The organism is Variovorax boronicumulans (assembly GCF_009811375.1).
Taxonomy (GTDB): domain Bacteria; phylum Pseudomonadota; class Gammaproteobacteria; order Burkholderiales; family Burkholderiaceae_C; genus Variovorax; species Variovorax boronicumulans.
The window spans coordinates 2,997,070-3,013,287 of the sequence record NZ_BKDH01000001.1 but is presented as its reverse complement, the minus strand read 5'-3'; the positions used below and the strand labels follow the sequence as shown (position 1 = coordinate 3,013,287).

The following is a 16,218-nucleotide window of genomic DNA, read 5'->3' as shown; positions in this document are numbered from 1 at the left end:
CGGCGGGCGGCCTGCGCCGCCTCGCCTTCATCAGGCCTCTTCGGTTTCCTTGTACTCGCCCACCGGCACGCAGCTGCAGAACAGGTTGCGGTCGCCGTAGACGTTGTCGACGCGGCCGATCGGCGGCCAGTACTTGGCCTGCTTGAGTTCGGCCAGCGGGAACGCGCCGAGTTCGCGCGAGTACGGGTGGCTCCACTCCGTGCCCAGCAGGCTGGCGGCGGTGTGCGGCGCGTGCTTGAGCGGGTTGTCGTCCTTCGACCAGACGCCTTCTTCCACGCGGCGGATCTCGCCGCGGATGGCGATCATCGCGTCGACGAAGCGGTCGAGCTCGGCCAGCGGTTCGCTTTCGGTGGGTTCCACCATCAGCGTGCCGGGCACGGGGAAGCTCAGCGTGGGCGCGTGGAAGCCATAGTCGATGAGGCGCTTGGCCACGTCTTCGGCGGTGACGCCGCTGGTGTCCTTGAGCGGGCGCAGGTCCAGGATGCACTCGTGCGCGACGTGGCCGTTGGGGCTCGCGTACAGCGTGGGGTAGTGGTCCTTCAGGCGCGCGCTGATGTAGTTGGCGCTGAGGATGGCCGTTTCGGTGGCGGCCTGCAGGCCCTTGGCGCCCATCATGCGGCAGTACATCCAACTGATCGGCAGCACGGCCGCGTTGCCCAGCGGTGCCGCCGACACGGCGCCCACGCCGTTCGACGGCACGCCGGCCGTGGCATGGCCCGGCAGGTAGGGCACGAGGTCTTCGACCACGCAGACCGGGCCGACGCCCGGGCCGCCGCCGCCGTGCGGGATGCAGAAGGTCTTGTGCAGGTTCAGGTGGCTTACGTCGCCGCCGAACTCGCCCGGCGCGGCCACGCCGACCAGTGCGTTCATGTTGGCGCCGTCGACGTACACGCGGCCGCCGTGCTCATGCACGAGCTCGCACAGCTCCTTCACGCGGGTTTCGAACACGCCGTGCGTGCTGGGGTAGGTGATCATCACGGCGGCCAGGTGGGCGCTGTGCTTCTCGCAGGCGCGCTTGAGGTCGTCCATGTCGACGTTGCCCTGCGCGTCGCAGGCCGTCACCACCACGTGCAGGCCCACCATCTGGGCGCTCGCGGGGTTGGTGCCGTGGGCCGACGAGGGAATCAGGCAGATGTTGCGGTGGCCCTGGCCCTTGGCTTCATGGAAGGACTTGATGGCCAACAGGCCCGCGTACTCGCCCTGCGAACCCGCGTTGGGCTGCAGGCTGATGCCCGCGTAGCCGGTGGCCTCGCACAGCCAGGCGCGCAGCTGCGCGTCGAGCTGGGCGTAGCCCTGCAGCTGGTCGGCGGGCGCGAAGGGGTGGATGTTGGCGAACTCGGGCCAGGTGATGGGGATCATCTCGCTGGTCGCATTGAGCTTCATGGTGCAGCTGCCCAGCGGGATCATGCTGCGGTCGAGCGCGAGGTCCTTGTCCGACAGGCTGCGGATGTAGCGCAGCATCGCGGTCTCGCTCTTGTGGGTGTTGAACACCGGGTGCGTGAGGAAGGCGCTGGTGCGGCGCAGGTCCTCGGGAATCAGCGGCGTGGTGCTGGCGGCCAGCTCGTCGAAGCGCGGCATCGCGGTGCCGGCGGGCACGAACAGCGCCCACAGGGTTTCGATGTCGGCGCGCGTGGTGGTTTCGTCCAGCGAGATGCCCAGGTGCTGCTGCAGGCGCTGGCGCAGGTTGACGCCGCCGGCCTGTGCGCGCTCGATGATCGCGGCCGTGTCGTCGCCGGTGCGGATCGTCAGCGAGTCGAAGGCGGTGGTGTTCACCGGCTCGCGGCCCATCTGCGACAGGCCCTTGGCGAGGATGGCGGTGAGCACGGCCACGCGCTGCGCGATGCGCGTGAGGCCGTCGGGGCCGTGGTACACGGCGTACATGCTGGCGACCACGGCCGGCAGCACCTGCGCGGTGCAGATGTTCGAGGTGGCCTTTTCTCGGCGGATGTGCTGCTCGCGCGTCTGCAGCGCGAGGCGGTAGGCGGGCTGGCCGTGCGTGTCGACGCTCACGCCGACGAGGCGGCCGGGCAGCGAGCGCTTGAACGAATCGCGGCAGGCCAGGTAGGCGGCGTGCGGGCCGCCGTTGCACAGCGGCATGCCGAAGCGCTGCGTGGTGCCGCAGACGATGTCGGCATCGAACTCGCCGGGGGCGACCAGCAGCGTCAGCGCCAGCAGGTCGGCCGCGACGATGAAGGCGGCATCGCACTGGTGCGCGTGGCCCGCGAGCGGGCGCAGGTCGTGCACGTGGCCGGTGGTGGCGGGGTACTGCGCGAGCACGCCGAAGAACTCGCCGCTCACCATCAGGTGCGGCAGTGTTTCCGACACCGTGCTCACCTTGACTTCGATGCCCAGCGGGGCGGCGCGCGTCTTGATGACTTCGATGGTCTGCGGGTGGCAGTCGCCAGAGACCAGGAACACGTTGCTCTTGCTCTTCACGCTGCGCTTGGCGAGCGTCATCGCTTCGGCGGCGGCCGTGGCCTCGTCGAGCATCGAGGCGTTGGCGATGGCCATGCCCGTGAGGTCGCACACCATCGTCTGGAAGTTGAGCAGGGCTTCCATGCGGCCCTGCGAGATCTCGGCCTGGTAGGGCGTGTAGGCGGTGTACCAGGCGGGGTTCTCCAGGATGTTGCGCAGGATCACGCCCGGCGTGTGCGTGCCGTAGTAGCCCTGGCCGATGAAGCTCTTGAACACCTTGTTCTTCGACGCCAGCGTCTTCAGCTCGGCCAGCGCGTCGGCCTCGGTGACCGGCGCGGGCAGGCGCATCGGCCGGGCACGGCGGATGGCCGCCGGCACGATGCCGTCGATGAGCTCCGCGCGCGTTTCCGAGCCGATCACCGGCAGCATGCGCGCCTCGTCCGCCGCATCGATGCCGATGTGGCGGGCGAGGAATTCTTCGGCGTTCTCTAGTTCTTGCAAAGAGGGAAGGGCGGGAATCGGCATGGCGGTGAAGGCTCGGGGAGAAGGAACGAAGGTGCGAGGAAGCTGCTGTTCAGCGGATCAGGATTCGGCGGCGAACTTGTCGTAGCTGGCGGCGTCGAGCAGGGCGTCGAGCTGCGCGGGTTCGCTCAGCTTGACCTTGAAGAACCAGCCGGCGGCCAGCGGGTCGCTGTTGGCCAGCGACGGGTCGGCGCGCAGCGCTTCGTTCACTTCGGTGATCTCGCCCGACACGGGCATGAACACATCGGCGGCGGCCTTCACCGACTCGACCACACCGGCGACCTCGCCCTGCGCGAAGGTCTTGCCCACTTCAGGCAGGTCGACGAACACCACGTCGCCCAGCGCGTCTTGCGCATGCACGGTGATGCCGACGGTAGCGGCGCCGCCTTCGGCCGCCACCCATTCGTGGTCCTTGGTGTATTTGATGCTCATGAAAAAACTCCTCGTGGAAAAAATGGAATCGGGGTGCAGAGCCTAGCCGGGTCTGCGGTGTTCAGTGTCGGTCAGCCGCGGTAGTAGCGCGTCGGCACGAAAGGCAGGGTCGAGACCTCCATCGGCACCGGCTTGCCGCGCACGATGGCCTGCACGCGCGTGCCGGGCTCGGCGAAGGCGGCGGCCACGTAGCCCATGGCCACGCAGCGGTCGGCCGTGGGACCGAGCAGGCCGCTGGTGACGGCGCCGATGTCGTGGCCTTCGAGCGACTGCAGCAGCGTGCCGTCGCGCACCGGAATGCGTTCGAGCGCCACGAGGCCGACGCGCTTGCGCGTGAGCGTCTTGTGGTCGGTGTGCCCGGCCGCGCCCGAGGCGACGGCGGTCAGCTGGGCCAGCACCTTTGCCGCGCCCGGGAAGCCGCCTTCGCGCGCACCGCCGGCGCGGCGCACCTTCTGGATCGCCCAGTTGAGCGAGGCTTCAACCGGGGTCGTGGTGGTGTCGATGTCGTTGCCGTACAGGCACAGGCCGGCTTCGAGCCGCAGCGAGTTGCGCGCGCCCAGGCCGACGGGCTTCACCTCGGGCTGCGCGAGCAGCAGGCGGGCGAGGGCGTCGGCGTCTTTTGCGGCCACCGAGATCTCGAAGCCGTCTTCGCCGGTGTAGCCGCTGCGGGTGACGAAGGCCGCGATGCCGCCGATCTGCACCGCGCCACCGGTCATGAACACGAAGCGCTCGATGCCGGGCGACAGGCGCGCCAGCGTGGCGGCGGCCTGTGGGCCCTGCAGCGCCAGCAGCGCGTGGTCGGGCAGGGGCTGCACCTGGCAGCGCGCGCCGATCCTGGCCTGGATGTGGGCGATGTCGGCCACCTTGCAGGCGCCGTTCACGATCACGAAGAGCGAACCGTTGCCTTCGTTGAAGAACATCAGGTCGTCGAGGATGCCGCCCTCGTCGTTCAGCAGCAGGCCGTAGCGCTGCTTGCCGGCGGGCAGGTCGACCACGTCGACGGGCATCAGGGTTTCGAAGGCGGCGGCGGCATCGGGGCCGACCAGGCGCAGCTGGCCCATGTGCGAGATGTCGAACAGGCCGGCCGCGTCGCGCGTGTGCTTGTGCTCGGCCATGAGGCCGGCGGGGTACTGCACGGGCATGGAATAGCCGGCGAAAGGCACCATGCGGGCGCCGAGCTCCACGTGGAAGTCGTACAGCGGGGTCTTGAGAAGTTGAGTATCCGAAGAAGCGGAAGCGGAAGAAGCGGAAGCGGAAGAAGCGGCCACGGGGCACTCCAAAGGGGCAGTCGAAATCCATGGCTGCAACGCCACGGGCCACCCCTGCTGTCCGCTTTACCTGAGAGATTCGCCCCACGATCGGGGTTTGCTCCTTCGGTGGGCCGCGTGCAATGCCACGGCCTCTCTCCAGCAAGGAAACGCCGGTGGTTGCCGGCGTCTTGTCAGTCCTTTTGCCTGAGCGTTCGGGGAACCCCTGCGCCTTCGGCGGCCCCGTCGCGCGGGGCTCTCTCCTGACCCGGCGAGTGTAGTGGATCGCGGGGCCGGGGCTGGCGGCTCAGTGCACGGTTTCTGCCGGCGGCAGCAGCTTGTCGATGCGCTCGCGCAGCGAGTCGGCGCGCTCGGGGCCGGCGGCTTTCTCGATCTCGGAGAGCATCAGCGCGGCGATGGTCAGCATGGCCTCGCGGTCACGGGCCTCGCGCAGGGCGTCGCGCATCTGGTTGGCGAAGCGCGGGTCGCGGCGCACGAACATGCGCTCGCAGATGTCGAACAGGAACATGCGCGTGGTGGCCAGCGAGCGCTTGCCGTCGAAGCTGTCGGCCGAGGTGGCGACCTGGATCGGCTCGGCGGCGGGGACGGGCGTGGGGGCCGGTGCGGGCGGTGGCGCGACCGGGCGCGCGACCTGCAGGTAGCCGCGCTGCATCAGCCCCTGGATCGCCTGCTCGGCCTCGACGCGGCTGGGGAACAGCGGGCTGAAGTCGGTCAGCGAGCGCCGGCCGTCGGCCATGAGCAGCAGGGCGCGCTCACGCTGGCTGAGCGTGCGCTGCCCGGCCTGGAGTTCGTCGCGTGCCTTCTCGGTCTTGGTGGGGAACATGGCGGCCACAGCTTTCGGAGGTCGAAGGCTGCAGCATCGTTGCAAGTGGTGACATCTTCGTGAACCATTTGCCTTACAGGGACAAGGCGGCGCGCGTCAGTTGCCCGCGCTTTCCTTGCGGATCAGCCAGCGCGGGCCCACGCGCTGCAGCTCGAGCGTCTTGCGGTCGGTCTCGGTGAGTGCGTCGGCGCTGTAAATCTGCCGGAACTGCGCGCTGGCCGAGGTGCCCTGGACGCTGATCACCAGCCCCTCGATGCCCACGCTGATGCGCGACTTGCCCGTGATGCGGGCGCGCCGGTCGGCCTCCCAGCGCTCGCGGGTCTGGCCGCGCGCGGGGGTGAAGTCGCTCGCGTAGGCGGCGAGGTAGCGCTCGACGTCGCGCGCGGACCAGGCGGCGGCCCAGGCGCGCACGGCGCTTTCCACTTCGGCGAGGTGGGTGACGGGATTGGTGGGGTTGGCGGGGGCGGCTGCTGGTGCAACGGCTGCAACGGGTGCGGCGGCCGGCGTGGCCGCGATACCGGCGGTGGCCAGCAAGCCGGCAGCGACAAGGCTGCTGCCCTGGGCGACGATTCGGTGCATGGCGTCCTTCTCTTTCCTTCTTCTTGTCTGTCAGGCTCGACGTCGAAGCTTGCGTCGATTCTGGCAGTGAAAGAGAGCGCGTGCGGCGTTGAATCGCCCACGGATTTCGGTGGTCCGTGGTTCAGGGCGCGTGCACAGGACACCGGGTACTTCCCTCCGCGAATGTCCCCCGCCTTCGGCTCCTCCTTGATTTCGCTGCGGGAAGCACCCAGTGCCCTGTGCACGGTGGGCGCTGCCGTTGCGCGGGAACGGAACTCAACTCAGGCCGCCGCAGCCTCGCCCGCCATCACCTGCACTGTGCGGTTGCGCAGCCGCAAGGCGAGCACGGTCGCGACGCACAGCACGCACAACACCACCGTGAGCGTCACGCCGAGCCCGCGTGCATCCGACAGGAGGCCGAACAGCGGCGACACCAGCCCGCCGACCGAGAGCGCGAGACCGAGCGTGATGCCGCTGGCGGTGGCCGGGTTGCGCGGCAGGTAGTCCTGCGCGAGCGTCACCTGCGCGGCGAAGGGCAGGAACATGCTCATGCCGAGCCACGCGGTGCAGGCCAGCGCCGCGCCGGGCGTGGAGGCGAGAACGAGGCCCGCCATGGCGGGCAGCGCGAGCAGGTAGCCGCAGCGGATCGTGCCCATGCGTCCGATGCGGTCGCCGAGCCAGCCGCCGGCCAGCGTGCCCACGGCCCCAGCGGCGGTGAAGGCGGTGAGCGCCGCGGCGCCCTGGAAGGTGCTTCCGTGCAGGTCGCGCGTGATGCGCAGCGAGAGCATCGACAGCACCGTGACGTACGGGATCGACCAGCCCACGATGGTCGCCACCAGCAGGCTGAAGGCGCGCCAGTCGTTGTGCGGCTTCAGCACCTGGGCGCGGGCCTGCGCGGCGCGCGCCGCCGCGGCTGCCGCGTTGTTGGCGACGGCGCCGCGCCGCGCGTTGGCCGCGACCCACACCACGCCCATCGCTAACGCAGGAATGCCCAGCAGGTAGCTGCGCGACAGGCTGCCGCCACCGACCACCGTGGCCGCCAGCACGGGTGCGAACGAGGCGCCGATGGTGCCGCCCACCGAGAACACGCTCATCGCCTTCTGCGAGGCGCCGCCGGCCGCGCGCGCGGCCACGGTGGCGGGCGGGTGGTAGGCCGCGATGCCCAGCCCGCACAGCGCGACCGCGATCCAGGTCAGCAGGTAGCTCTGGCTCAGGCCCGCCAGCACCACGCCCAGCGCCGCCACCAGGAAGCCCACGGGCACCAGCCAGGCGCGCGGGTGACGGTCGGCGTACAGGCCGAACAGCGGCTGCACCACGCTCGACAGCCCGGTGGCCGCCAGCATCAGGCCGCTCACGGCCGTGTAGCTGTAGCCGCGCTCCAGCACCATGAAGGGCAGCAGCGCGGGCACGAGGCCCTGGTAGAGGTCGTTGACGGCATGGGTGCCGGTGAGCAGCCCGAGTCGGCGCGTGTTCATGCGATGGCTTCTTTCCTGGATGTCCGGTTGGAGAAAAAGAGGGAGAAAAGCCATCGTAGGAAGACAGGGAAAGATGTTCTTGCTACGAATGTGCAAACATCGTCGTGAAATGGACAAACTGAATCTGCGCCCCGACGAAGGCGAATCGACCCCGCGCGCGGTGGCCGTGCTGGCGACCGATCCGGCGGGCGACGCCTTCATTCCGCCGCATGCGCACCGGCGCGGCCAGCTCATCCACGCGATCTCGGGCGTGATGATGGTCGGCGCTGCGGCCGGCAGCTGGGTGGTGCCGCCGGGGCGCGGCGTCTGGGTGCCGCCGGGCATGACGCACCAGATCCGCATGGCGGGCGAGGTGAAGATGCGCACCGTCTTCGTCGAGCCCGGCACGCGCGCCGACCTGGGGGCCGAGTGCCGCGTGATCCATGTGGGCGCGTTGCTGCGTGAGCTGATCATGGCGGCCGTGTCGCTGCCGCTGGACTACCCGCCGGGCGGGCGCGACGAGCGCGTGATGGAGCTGATCCTCGACGAGATCGAGGCCGCGCCCGCGCTGTCGCTGCATGTGCCGATGCCGCGCCATGCGCGCCTGGCCGCGCTGTGCGAGGCGCTGATCCGCGACCCCGCGCAGCCCGCCACGCTCGACGGCTGGGCCGCGCGGCTGCACATGAATGCGCGCACGCTGGCGCGGCTGTTCGAACGCGAGACCGGCATGACCTTCGGCGCGTGGTGCCGGCAGGCGCGGCTGCTGCTGAGCCTGCCGCGGCTGGCCGCCGGCGCGTCGATCCTGGAGGTGGCGCTGGCGCACGGCTACGAGAGCCCGAGCGCCTTCACTGCGATGTTCCGCCGCACGCTCGGCGTGCCGCCGAGCCAGTACCTGCACCCGCCGGCCTGAGGCGGGTGAAGGCGTGGGCGGGAGCGGCCTGCGCCGCTACTTGAACCCGAGCGCGCGCGGCAGCCAGGTGCTGAGCATCGGCACGAAGGTCAGCAGCATCAGCACCGCGCCGTGCGCCCACAGGAAGGGCACCAGTTCCTTCACCAGCGCCGACATCGGCACCTTCGACACGTTGCAGGTGACGAACAGCAGCCCGCCCACCGGCGGCGTGATCATGCCCAGCGTGAGGTTGAAGATCACGATCATCGCGAAGTGCACCGGGTCGACGCCCAGCTTGATCGCCACCGGCGCAAGGATCGGCGCCAGCACCATCACGCCCGGCAGCGGCTCGATGAAGATGCCGAACAAGAGCAGGAACACGTTGACGATGATCAGGAACATCCACGGCGAGAGGTTCATGCTGATGAGCCATTCGGCCATCTGCTGCGGAATGCCCTCGATGGTCAGCACCCAGGCGAACGAGGCCGACAGGCCGATGATGATCAGCACCGACGCCGACAGGAGGGCCGAGCGCGACAGGATGTCGGGCAGCATCTTCCACTCGAGCGTGCGGTAGATGAACTTGCCGCACACCAGCGCGTAGAACACCGCCACCACCGAGGCTTCGGTGGGCGTGAACCAGCCGGCGCGCATGCCGCCCAGGATCACCACCGGCAGCAGGATGGCGGGAATCGCCTTCCACGTCGTGATGAGGATCTCGCGCAGCGGCGGCGTCTGGCCGTCGCCCTTGTAGTTGCGCTTCTTCGAGACGTAGAAGTTCACCACGCACATCGCCACCGCGATCAGGATGCCCGGCACGATGCCGGCCACGAACAGCTGGCCGACCGACACGGTCTCGTCCTGCAGCGCGTAGATGATCATGATGATCGAGGGCGGGATGATCGGCCCCACGATGGCCGTGGAGGCCGTCAGCGCCGCCGCGTACGAGCGGTCGTAGCCGGCCTTGTCCATCATCTTGATGAGCATCGAGCCGGGGCCGGCCGCGTCGGCCAGCGCCGAGCCCGAGATGCCCGAGAAGAAGGTCAGCGACACCACGTTGGTGTAGCCCAGCCCGCCGCGCCGGTGGCCGACGAATTGGCCCGCAAAGCGCAGCAGCACCTCGGTGAGCGAGCCGCCGCTCATCAGTTCGGCGGCCAGGATGAAGAAGGGCACGGCCATCAGCGGAAAGCTGTCGATGCCGGTGAAGGTTTCCTTCAGCAGCACCATCAGCGGGTAGCTTTCCGCGAGGATCAGGGTGGCGGCCGTGGCCAGGCCGAGCGCGAAGGCCACGGGCACGCCGATGGCCAGGAACACGCAGGCGGAGACGATCAGGACAATGCTGGCATCCATGGTCTTCTCCTTACAGCGAGGCCGACGCGTTGGCGTCGAAATGCGCGTCGGACGCGAACTCGCGGTTCAGCACGTAGCCACGCACCACCAGCAGCCAGTGCACGATCAGCAGCACGCCGCCGATCAGCATCGCGCTGTAGATGTAGGCGAACGGAATCTGCGTCACGGCGGTGAGCTGGAACATCGTGCGTTCCATGTAGAGCCAGCCGTACCAGACCATGAAGCCGAAGAAGGCGAACAGCAGCCCGGCCACCACGATGCGCACCGCCACGGCCGCCGGCCGGGGCAGGGCGTCCTGCAGGTTCTCGACGGCGATGTGGCCGCCGTAGCGCAGCACGGGCCCGGCGCCCAGGAAGGTGAGCCAGATCATCATGTGGCGCGACACCTCTTCGGCCCATTCGATCGACTGGTTCGTGGTGTAGCGCAGCACGACGTTGGTGAAGATGATGACGGACATGGCCGCCAGCAGAAGGATCAGCGCCCACCGGTTGGCGGCGAGAAAGTAGCGCTCGAAGGCTTGCACGTTGTGGTTCTCTGTGGTGTCGGAAATGCGAAGCGCCCGGCACACTGAGGCGGGCCGGGCGCGGTCGGGGCGGAGCGGTCTTACTTGACGTCCGTGATCTTCTTGATGTTGTCGGCGCCGAATTCCTTGGCGTAGCCCACATAGGCCGGCTTCAGGGCTTCGCGGAAGGCCGCGCCGTCGACGGTGCGCGTGACCTTCATGCCGTCTTTCTCAAGCTGGGCGATGCCGTTGTTCTCGTCGTCGTTGACCTTCTTGCGCTGCGCGATCGAGGCCTTCTTCGCCGCTTCGGTGAACACCTTCTTGTCGGCGTCCGAGAGCTTGTTCCACACCTTGGGCGACAGCAGCAGCAGCGCCGGCGAGTAGACGTGGCCGGTGAGCGACAGGTGCTTTTGCACCTGCGAGAACTTCGAGGACAGGATCACCGGAATCGGGTTTTCCTGGCCGTCGACCGTGCCTTGCTGCAGCGCGCCGAACAGTTCAGGGAAGGCCATCGGCGTGGGCAGGATGCCGAAGGTGCGGTAGCCGTCCATGTGCACCTTGTTTTCCATGGTGCGCATCTTCAGGCCGGCCGCGTCGGTGGGCTTGACGATGTCGCGCTTGCTGTTCGTCATGTGGCGGAAGCCGTTTTCCGTCCAGGCCAGCGCGATGATGCCCTTGCTCGGGAACTTGGTCAGGATGTCCTGGCCGATGGGGCCGTCCATGACCTTGCGGGCGTGGTCGTAGTCGCGGAACAGGAAGGGGATGTCGACGATCTTGACCTCGGGCACGAAGTTGCCCACGGGGCCGGTCGAGGTGTTGAGCAGGTCTTGCGTGCCGAGCTGGATCGCTTCGATCTGCTCGCGCTCGCCGCCCAGCGCCGAGTTGGCGAAGTGCTGGCACTTGAAACGGTTCTGGGTGTTCTTCTCGACCTCTTCGCAGAACACGGTGGAGCCCACGCCGTAATGCGATTCCTTGGACGTCGCATAGCCGATCTTGAGAACGGTGGGTTGCTGCGCGAAGGCGGCGGTGCCCAGGGCGAGCGAAAGGCAGGCGGCGGCGATGTGGCCGAATTTCATGGTGTCTCCGGGGAGTTGGGGGTCGAAAGCGCGTCAGGCGCAGGTCAGGAAATGACTATGCACCAATAACCAGTTTGACCGCGTCGGGACTTTCACGGACGTAGGCGCGGATCACCGCGTCGAAGCTCTCGTCGGCCGTGAGGCCGAGGGCCCGGGCGCGTGGCGTGTCGAAGCGCCCGGGCCAGGTTTTGACGATGCGGCGGATGGCGGCGTCGGGCGTGCGGTCGAGCAGGTCGGTGGCGGCGCGACCGGCCACGCGTTCGAGCGCGGCGGCCATCTCGCCCACGGTGGTGGCCAGTGAGGGCAGGTTGAGCGCGGTGCGCGGGCCCCAGTCGGTGTCGCTCGCTTCGGCGGCGCGCACGATGCCTTCGATGGTCCGGGCCGGCGAGGCGATGGCCACGGGCGTCTCGTCGGGCACCGGGCAGGCCGCGCGCAGGCCGGCGAGCGGCTCGCGGATCATGCCGCTGAAGAAGCCCGAGGCCGCGCCGTTGGGCAGGCCGGGGCGCACGCTCACCGTCATGAGGCGCACGCTGCGCCCCTGCACGAAGCCCTTGCGCGTGTAGTCGGCCACCAGCTGCTCGCCGATGAATTTCTGGATGCCGTAGCTGGTCTGCGGCGTGGGCAGCGTGTGGTCGTCGATGAGCGCGGGCAGCGGCTGTTCGGGCGAATCGCCGAACACGGCGAGCGAGCTGGAGAACACCAGCACCGGGCGCGTGCCGAGCGCGCGCAGCTTCTCGAGCAGGCCGTGCGTGGCGGCGAAGTTGCTGCGCATGCCCAGGTCGAAGTCGGCCTCGCATTCGCCGCTGACGGCGGCCGCGAGGTGGAACACCGCGTCGGCCTCGCGCCAGAAGGTGGCGCCGTCGTCGGCCAGCTGGGCGTTGAGGTCGCCGGTGGCGGCCGCGATGCGCGGGTTGGCCGCGAGGTCGGGCGGCGGCGGGGCGCGGTCGACCAGGGTGATGCGTGCGATGTCGCGGGCGGGCGCGCCGGCGAGCGAGAGCTGGCCCAGGGCCAGGAGGGTGCGCGCCAGGCGCGCGCCGAGAAAGCCGGCGCCGCCGGTGATGACGATGTGCATGGGGTCCTGTCTCCTTGTGTCCTTGTGTCGCGAGGATAGCGTCGGTGGTATCGCACAATTTGCGCATGCCCATGTTGCCTCCCGATCTCCTCGCCACCCTGCGACTGCCTGTGCTGCAGGACGCCGACCTCGACACCCAGGCCTCCTTCTTCAAGCGGCCGGAGGTCCGTGCGCTCTACTTCGAGGTGGTGGAGGGCTCGGCGAAGGACGAGGTGCTGCGGGCTGCCATCGCGCAGTTCGGCGAACTGCATCCGCACCGGGCCGCGTTGCTGGCGGTGTTCTGCGGCGCGCTGGTCGAGAACGGCGCCGATCCGCAGCTCATGTTCGATGCCGTGCGCCAACTGGCGGGGCGCCTGCTGGCGTCGCTGGCGCCGTACTGCGCGGCGCAGCCGTACGAACCCGATGAGGACGACGAAGAACCACGGGACGAGGCAGAACTCGCCGCCTGGCAGGCCGCCGAAGCGGCGCTCGCGGCGCTGTCGCCGCAGGCGCGTTTCGAGGTCGATGCGCTGCAGCGCGCGGTCGACCTGCTGGTGCTGCCGCTCATGACCATGGTGGTGCGCGATGTGCGCAACCACCAGTCGCTGGTGGCGGACGCAGGCCTGCTCGCGCACATCGAGGCGATGTACGCCAACGACTCGCTGCCCTTCGAGGCCTTGCACTTCCTGCGCGCCGCGGCCCAGCTGTCGTACGAGGACGAGCTGGTGGTCCTGCTGCCGGCGTCGCGCGCGGGCATGGTCGTTCGCGCCCAGGGCATCAACAACAACTTCCACGCCTTCTCGCTGCTGCAGGACCTGATGGAAACGCACGCCCAGACGCTGGGCATCCGGCAGCCGCCGCGCGCGCGCCGCGACGCGGACAGCGATGCCGCCGCCTTCCTCTGGCTGCAGGCGACGGCCTTCGCCCAGGGCGAGCTGGTGGACCGCATGGCGTGGTCCTGGGGCGAAGGCACGCTGCGCGAGAACGTGCGCCGGCAGGGGCGGCTGGTGCTCGTCGCGCTGGAGACGGACGACAAGCCCGCGCGCGGCTGGACCGGGTTCACCCACGTGCTGCACGCCGAGCAGAACCCGCAGGTGTCGCTGGTGCACTTCCTCACGCCCGACGAGGTCGCCGCGTACCTCGCCTGAAGCGCCATGAAAAAAGCCCTCCGAAGAGGGCTTTCATGCATCGACGCTGCGGGGCTTACATGCCCACGTAGTTCGGGCCGCCGCCGCCTTCGGGCGTGACCCAGACGATGTTCTGCGTCGGGTCCTTGATGTCGCAGGTCTTGCAGTGCACGCAGTTCTGCGCGTTGATCTGCAGGCGCTCCTTGCCGGCGCTGGCTTCGTCGGGCACGAACTCGTACACGCCGGCCGGGCAGTAGCGGCTTTCGGGGCCAGCGAACTTGGCCAGGTTGACGTTGACCGGCACCGACGCATCCTTCAGCGTCAGGTGGGCGGGTTGCTGCTCTTCATGGTTCGTGTTGCTGATGAACACGCTGGAGAGGCGGTCGAAGGTGAGCTTGCCGTCCGGCTTCGGGTAGACGATGGGCTTGCACTCGGCGGCCGGCTTCAGGTACTGGTGGTCCGGCTTGTTGCGGCGCAGGGTCCATGGGATGTGGCCCTTGAGCAGCCACTGCTCGACGCCGTTCATGACGGTCGCGATGCCCAGGCCCTTCTTGAACCAGGCCTTGAAGTTGCGCGCCTTGTTCAGCTCGGTGTAGAGCCAGCTCTTCTCGAACGCCGCCGGGTAGGCCGTGAGTTCGTCGTGCTGGCGGCCGGCCATGACGGCGTCGAAGGCGGCTTCGGCGCACAGCATGCCGGTCTTGATGGCGGCGTGGCTGCCCTTGATGCGGCTCACGTTCAGGTAGCCGGCCTCGCAGCCGACCAGCGCGCCGCCCGGGAACACCGTCTTGGGCAGCGACATCAGGCCGCCGGCCGTGATGGCGCGCGCGCCGTAGCCGATGCGCTTGGCGGGCTTGATTCCCTTGGCTTCGTCGCCCTCGAGGTACCAGCGGATGTTGGGGTGCAGCTTCCAGCGCTGCATTTCCTCGAAGGGGCTCAGGTACGGGTTGCTGTAGTCCAGGCCCGTGATGAAGCCCATCGTGACCTTGTTGTCCTCCATGTGATAGAGGAACGCGCCGCCGTAGGTGTTGTTGTCCATCGGCCAGCCGGCCGTGTGCAGCACGAAGCCGGGCTGGTGGCGCTTGGGATCGATTTCCCAGACTTCCTTGACGCCCAGGCCGTAGGTCTGCGGGTCGCGGCCTTCGTCGAGCTTGAATTTGGCGATGAGCTGGCGGCCCAGGTGGCCGCGCGCGCCTTCGGCGAACACCGTGTACTTGCCCAGCAGTTCCATGCCGAGCTGGAAGTTCTCGGTGGGTTCGCCGTCCTTGCCGACGCCCATGTTGCCGGTGGCCACGCCGCGCACCGAGCCGTTCTCGTTGTAGAGCACTTCGGCGGCCGGGAAGCCGGGGAAGATTTCCACGCCGAGGTTCTCGGCCTGCTGCGCCAGCCACTTGGTGAAGGCACCCAGGCTGATGATGTAGTTGCCGTGGTTCTGGAAGCAGGCCGGCAGGAAGGCGTTGGGCGTGCGCAGGCCCGACTTTTCGCTCAGGAACACCATGGCGTCGTCGGTCACGGGCTGGTTCAGCGGGGCGCCGAGTTCCTCCCAGTCGGGCAGCAGCTCGTTGAGCGCGCGCGGGTCCATGATGGCGCCCGACAGGATGTGCGCGCCGGGCTCGGAACCCTTCTCGAGCACCACGACGGAGATTTCCTTCTCCTGCTGGGCGGCGAGCTGCTTGAGGCGGATCGCGGTCGAGAGGCCGGCGGGGCCGCCGCCGACCACGACCACGTCGTATTCCATGGCTTCGCGAGGGCCGAACTGGGCGAGGATTTCGTCGTGCGTCATGTGGGTTGGGTCGATAATGATTTTTAGAGGCGCGGGGGCGTCCCGGTTCGCCGGGCATTTTATGCGGCGTCCGGCGGGGGCCTTGTCGCCCGCAGGCGAGGCGCCTTGCGTCACCTGCGCGACTCCACAGGATTCAGCTCATGGCTTACAGCATCGATCTCTCCGGCCGCGTGGCTTTCGTCACCGGCGCCTCCAGCGGACTGGGCGCCCAGTTCGCGAAAACACTGGCCCGTGCCGGCGCCGCCGTGGTGCTGGCCAGCCGCCGCGTCGAGAAGCTCAAGGAGCTGCGCGCGCGCATCGAAGGCGAGGGCCATGACGCCCACGTGGTCGAGCTCGACGTGACCGACATCGGCAGCATCAAGGCCGCCGTGGCGCGCGCCGAGACCGAAGTGGGGCCCATCGACATCCTGGTCAACAACTCGGGCGTGAGCGCCACGCAGCGCCTGCAGGACGTCACGCCCGAGGACTACGACTACATCTTCGACACCAACGTGAAGGGCTCCTTCTTCGTCGCGCAAGAGGTCGGCAAGCGCATGCTGGCGCGCGCCCAGGGCAAGGCGCCGGGCACCTACATCGGCGGACGCATCATCAACATCGCGTCGTCAGCGGCGCTGAAGGTCATGCCGCAGATCGGCACCTACTGCATGAGCAAGATCGCCGTGGTGCAGATGACCAAGGCCATGGCGCTGGAATGGGGCCGCTTCGGCATCAACGTGAACGCGCTGTGCCCGGGCTACATCACGACCGAGCTCAACGAAGAACACTGGAGCACCGAAGGCGGCGCCAAGCTGGTCAGCATGCTGCCGCGCAAGCGCGTGGGCAAGCCCGAAGACCTCGACGGCCTGATCGTGCTGCTGGCCAGCGGCGAGAGCCATTTCGTGAACGGCGCGGTCATCGCGGCCGACGACGGGTTCGCCCTCTGAGTCCGCGGGCCTGGATCGGCATTGCCGCCGGCCTGGGTGCGGGCGCGC

At 68.8% G+C, this 16,218-nt stretch carries 14 protein-coding genes and 2 riboswitches; of the genes, 3 read left to right on the top strand and 11 right to left on the bottom strand.

Translation table 11 applies throughout. From position 1 onward, the window contains the following. Nucleotides 1-30 precede the first annotated feature (30 nt). The 6 genes from gcvP to VHAB30_RS13775 form a co-directional block, all read right to left on the bottom strand. Nucleotides 31-2,940 carry an aminomethyl-transferring glycine dehydrogenase gene (gcvP, locus tag VHAB30_RS13800; RefSeq protein WP_159277398.1) on the bottom strand — a complete coding sequence of 970 codons (2,910 nt, stop codon included), beginning with the start codon at nucleotides 2,938-2,940 and terminating at the stop codon, nucleotides 31-33. A gap of 57 nt (nucleotides 2,941-2,997) precedes the next feature. Next, nucleotides 2,998-3,369: a glycine cleavage system protein GcvH gene (gene gcvH / locus VHAB30_RS13795; protein ID WP_062474411.1), complete on the bottom strand. Its 372-nt coding sequence runs from the start codon at nucleotides 3,367-3,369 to the stop codon at nucleotides 2,998-3,000. A 71-nt stretch (nucleotides 3,370-3,440) separates the two neighbouring features. Next, entirely contained in the window at nucleotides 3,441-4,637 is a 1,197-nt protein-coding gene (gene gcvT, locus VHAB30_RS13790; RefSeq protein WP_159277397.1) for a glycine cleavage system aminomethyltransferase GcvT, read from the bottom strand. Nucleotides 4,638-4,684: 47 nt separating this feature from the next. After that, nucleotides 4,685-4,789: riboswitch (glycine riboswitch) on the bottom strand. Between the two features lie 12 nt (nucleotides 4,790-4,801). Then, nucleotides 4,802-4,892: riboswitch (glycine riboswitch) on the bottom strand. A gap of 31 nt (nucleotides 4,893-4,923) precedes the next feature. Then, the gene (locus tag VHAB30_RS13785) at nucleotides 4,924-5,460 is read right to left on the bottom strand and encodes a hypothetical protein (RefSeq protein ID WP_062474467.1); all 537 of its coding nucleotides are present in this window, start codon (nucleotides 5,458-5,460) and stop codon (nucleotides 4,924-4,926) included. Between the two features lie 96 nt (nucleotides 5,461-5,556). After that, on the bottom strand, nucleotides 5,557-6,039 hold the full coding sequence (locus VHAB30_RS13780; protein ID WP_159277396.1) for a L,D-transpeptidase Cds6 family protein: 483 nt from the start codon (nucleotides 6,037-6,039) through the stop codon (nucleotides 5,557-5,559). A gap of 260 nt (nucleotides 6,040-6,299) precedes the next feature. After that, nucleotides 6,300-7,493, bottom strand: a complete 1,194-nt coding sequence (locus VHAB30_RS13775; RefSeq protein WP_159277395.1) for an MFS transporter — start codon at nucleotides 7,491-7,493, stop codon at nucleotides 6,300-6,302. Nucleotides 7,494-7,602: 109 nt separating this feature from the next. Here VHAB30_RS13775 and VHAB30_RS13770 point away from each other — a divergent pair, with 109 nt between their 5' ends. Further along, entirely contained in the window at nucleotides 7,603-8,382 is a 780-nt protein-coding gene (locus VHAB30_RS13770; protein WP_159277394.1) for an AraC family transcriptional regulator, read from the top strand. Nucleotides 8,383-8,418: 36 nt separating this feature from the next. Here VHAB30_RS13770 and VHAB30_RS13765 read toward each other — a convergent pair whose 3' ends face one another. From VHAB30_RS13765 to denD, 4 genes are all read right to left on the bottom strand, one after another. After that, nucleotides 8,419-9,711 carry a TRAP transporter large permease gene (locus tag VHAB30_RS13765; protein WP_062474420.1) on the bottom strand — a complete coding sequence of 431 codons (1,293 nt, stop codon included), beginning with the start codon at nucleotides 9,709-9,711 and terminating at the stop codon, nucleotides 8,419-8,421. Nucleotides 9,712-9,721: 10 nt separating this feature from the next. After that, nucleotides 9,722-10,234, bottom strand: a complete 513-nt coding sequence (locus VHAB30_RS13760; protein ID WP_062474469.1) for a TRAP transporter small permease — start codon at nucleotides 10,232-10,234, stop codon at nucleotides 9,722-9,724. An 80-nt stretch (nucleotides 10,235-10,314) separates the two neighbouring features. After that, nucleotides 10,315-11,289, bottom strand: coding sequence for a TRAP transporter substrate-binding protein (locus tag VHAB30_RS13755; protein WP_062474422.1), 975 nt, complete (start codon nucleotides 11,287-11,289; stop codon nucleotides 10,315-10,317). Nucleotides 11,290-11,344: 55 nt separating this feature from the next. Next, nucleotides 11,345-12,361, bottom strand: a complete 1,017-nt coding sequence (gene denD / locus VHAB30_RS13750) for a D-erythronate dehydrogenase (RefSeq protein ID WP_159277393.1) — start codon at nucleotides 12,359-12,361, stop codon at nucleotides 11,345-11,347. Nucleotides 12,362-12,426: 65 nt separating this feature from the next. On the opposite strand from denD, the gene VHAB30_RS13745 reads away from it, so the two are divergent. Further along, the gene (locus tag VHAB30_RS13745) at nucleotides 12,427-13,488 is read left to right on the top strand and encodes a hypothetical protein (protein WP_159277392.1); all 1,062 of its coding nucleotides are present in this window, start codon (nucleotides 12,427-12,429) and stop codon (nucleotides 13,486-13,488) included. A 55-nt stretch (nucleotides 13,489-13,543) separates the two neighbouring features. Here the strand turns inward: VHAB30_RS13745 and VHAB30_RS13740 are convergent, their stop codons facing one another. Then, complete coding sequence (locus VHAB30_RS13740) at nucleotides 13,544-15,247, bottom strand: electron transfer flavoprotein-ubiquinone oxidoreductase (RefSeq protein WP_062474428.1); 1,704 nt, start codon at nucleotides 15,245-15,247, stop codon at nucleotides 13,544-13,546. Nucleotides 15,248-15,387: 140 nt separating this feature from the next. Here VHAB30_RS13740 and VHAB30_RS13735 point away from each other — a divergent pair, with 140 nt between their 5' ends. Continuing rightward, nucleotides 15,388-16,170: an SDR family oxidoreductase gene (locus tag VHAB30_RS13735; protein ID WP_159277391.1), complete on the top strand. Its 783-nt coding sequence runs from the start codon at nucleotides 15,388-15,390 to the stop codon at nucleotides 16,168-16,170. The last annotated feature ends 48 nt before the right edge of the window (nucleotides 16,171-16,218 follow it).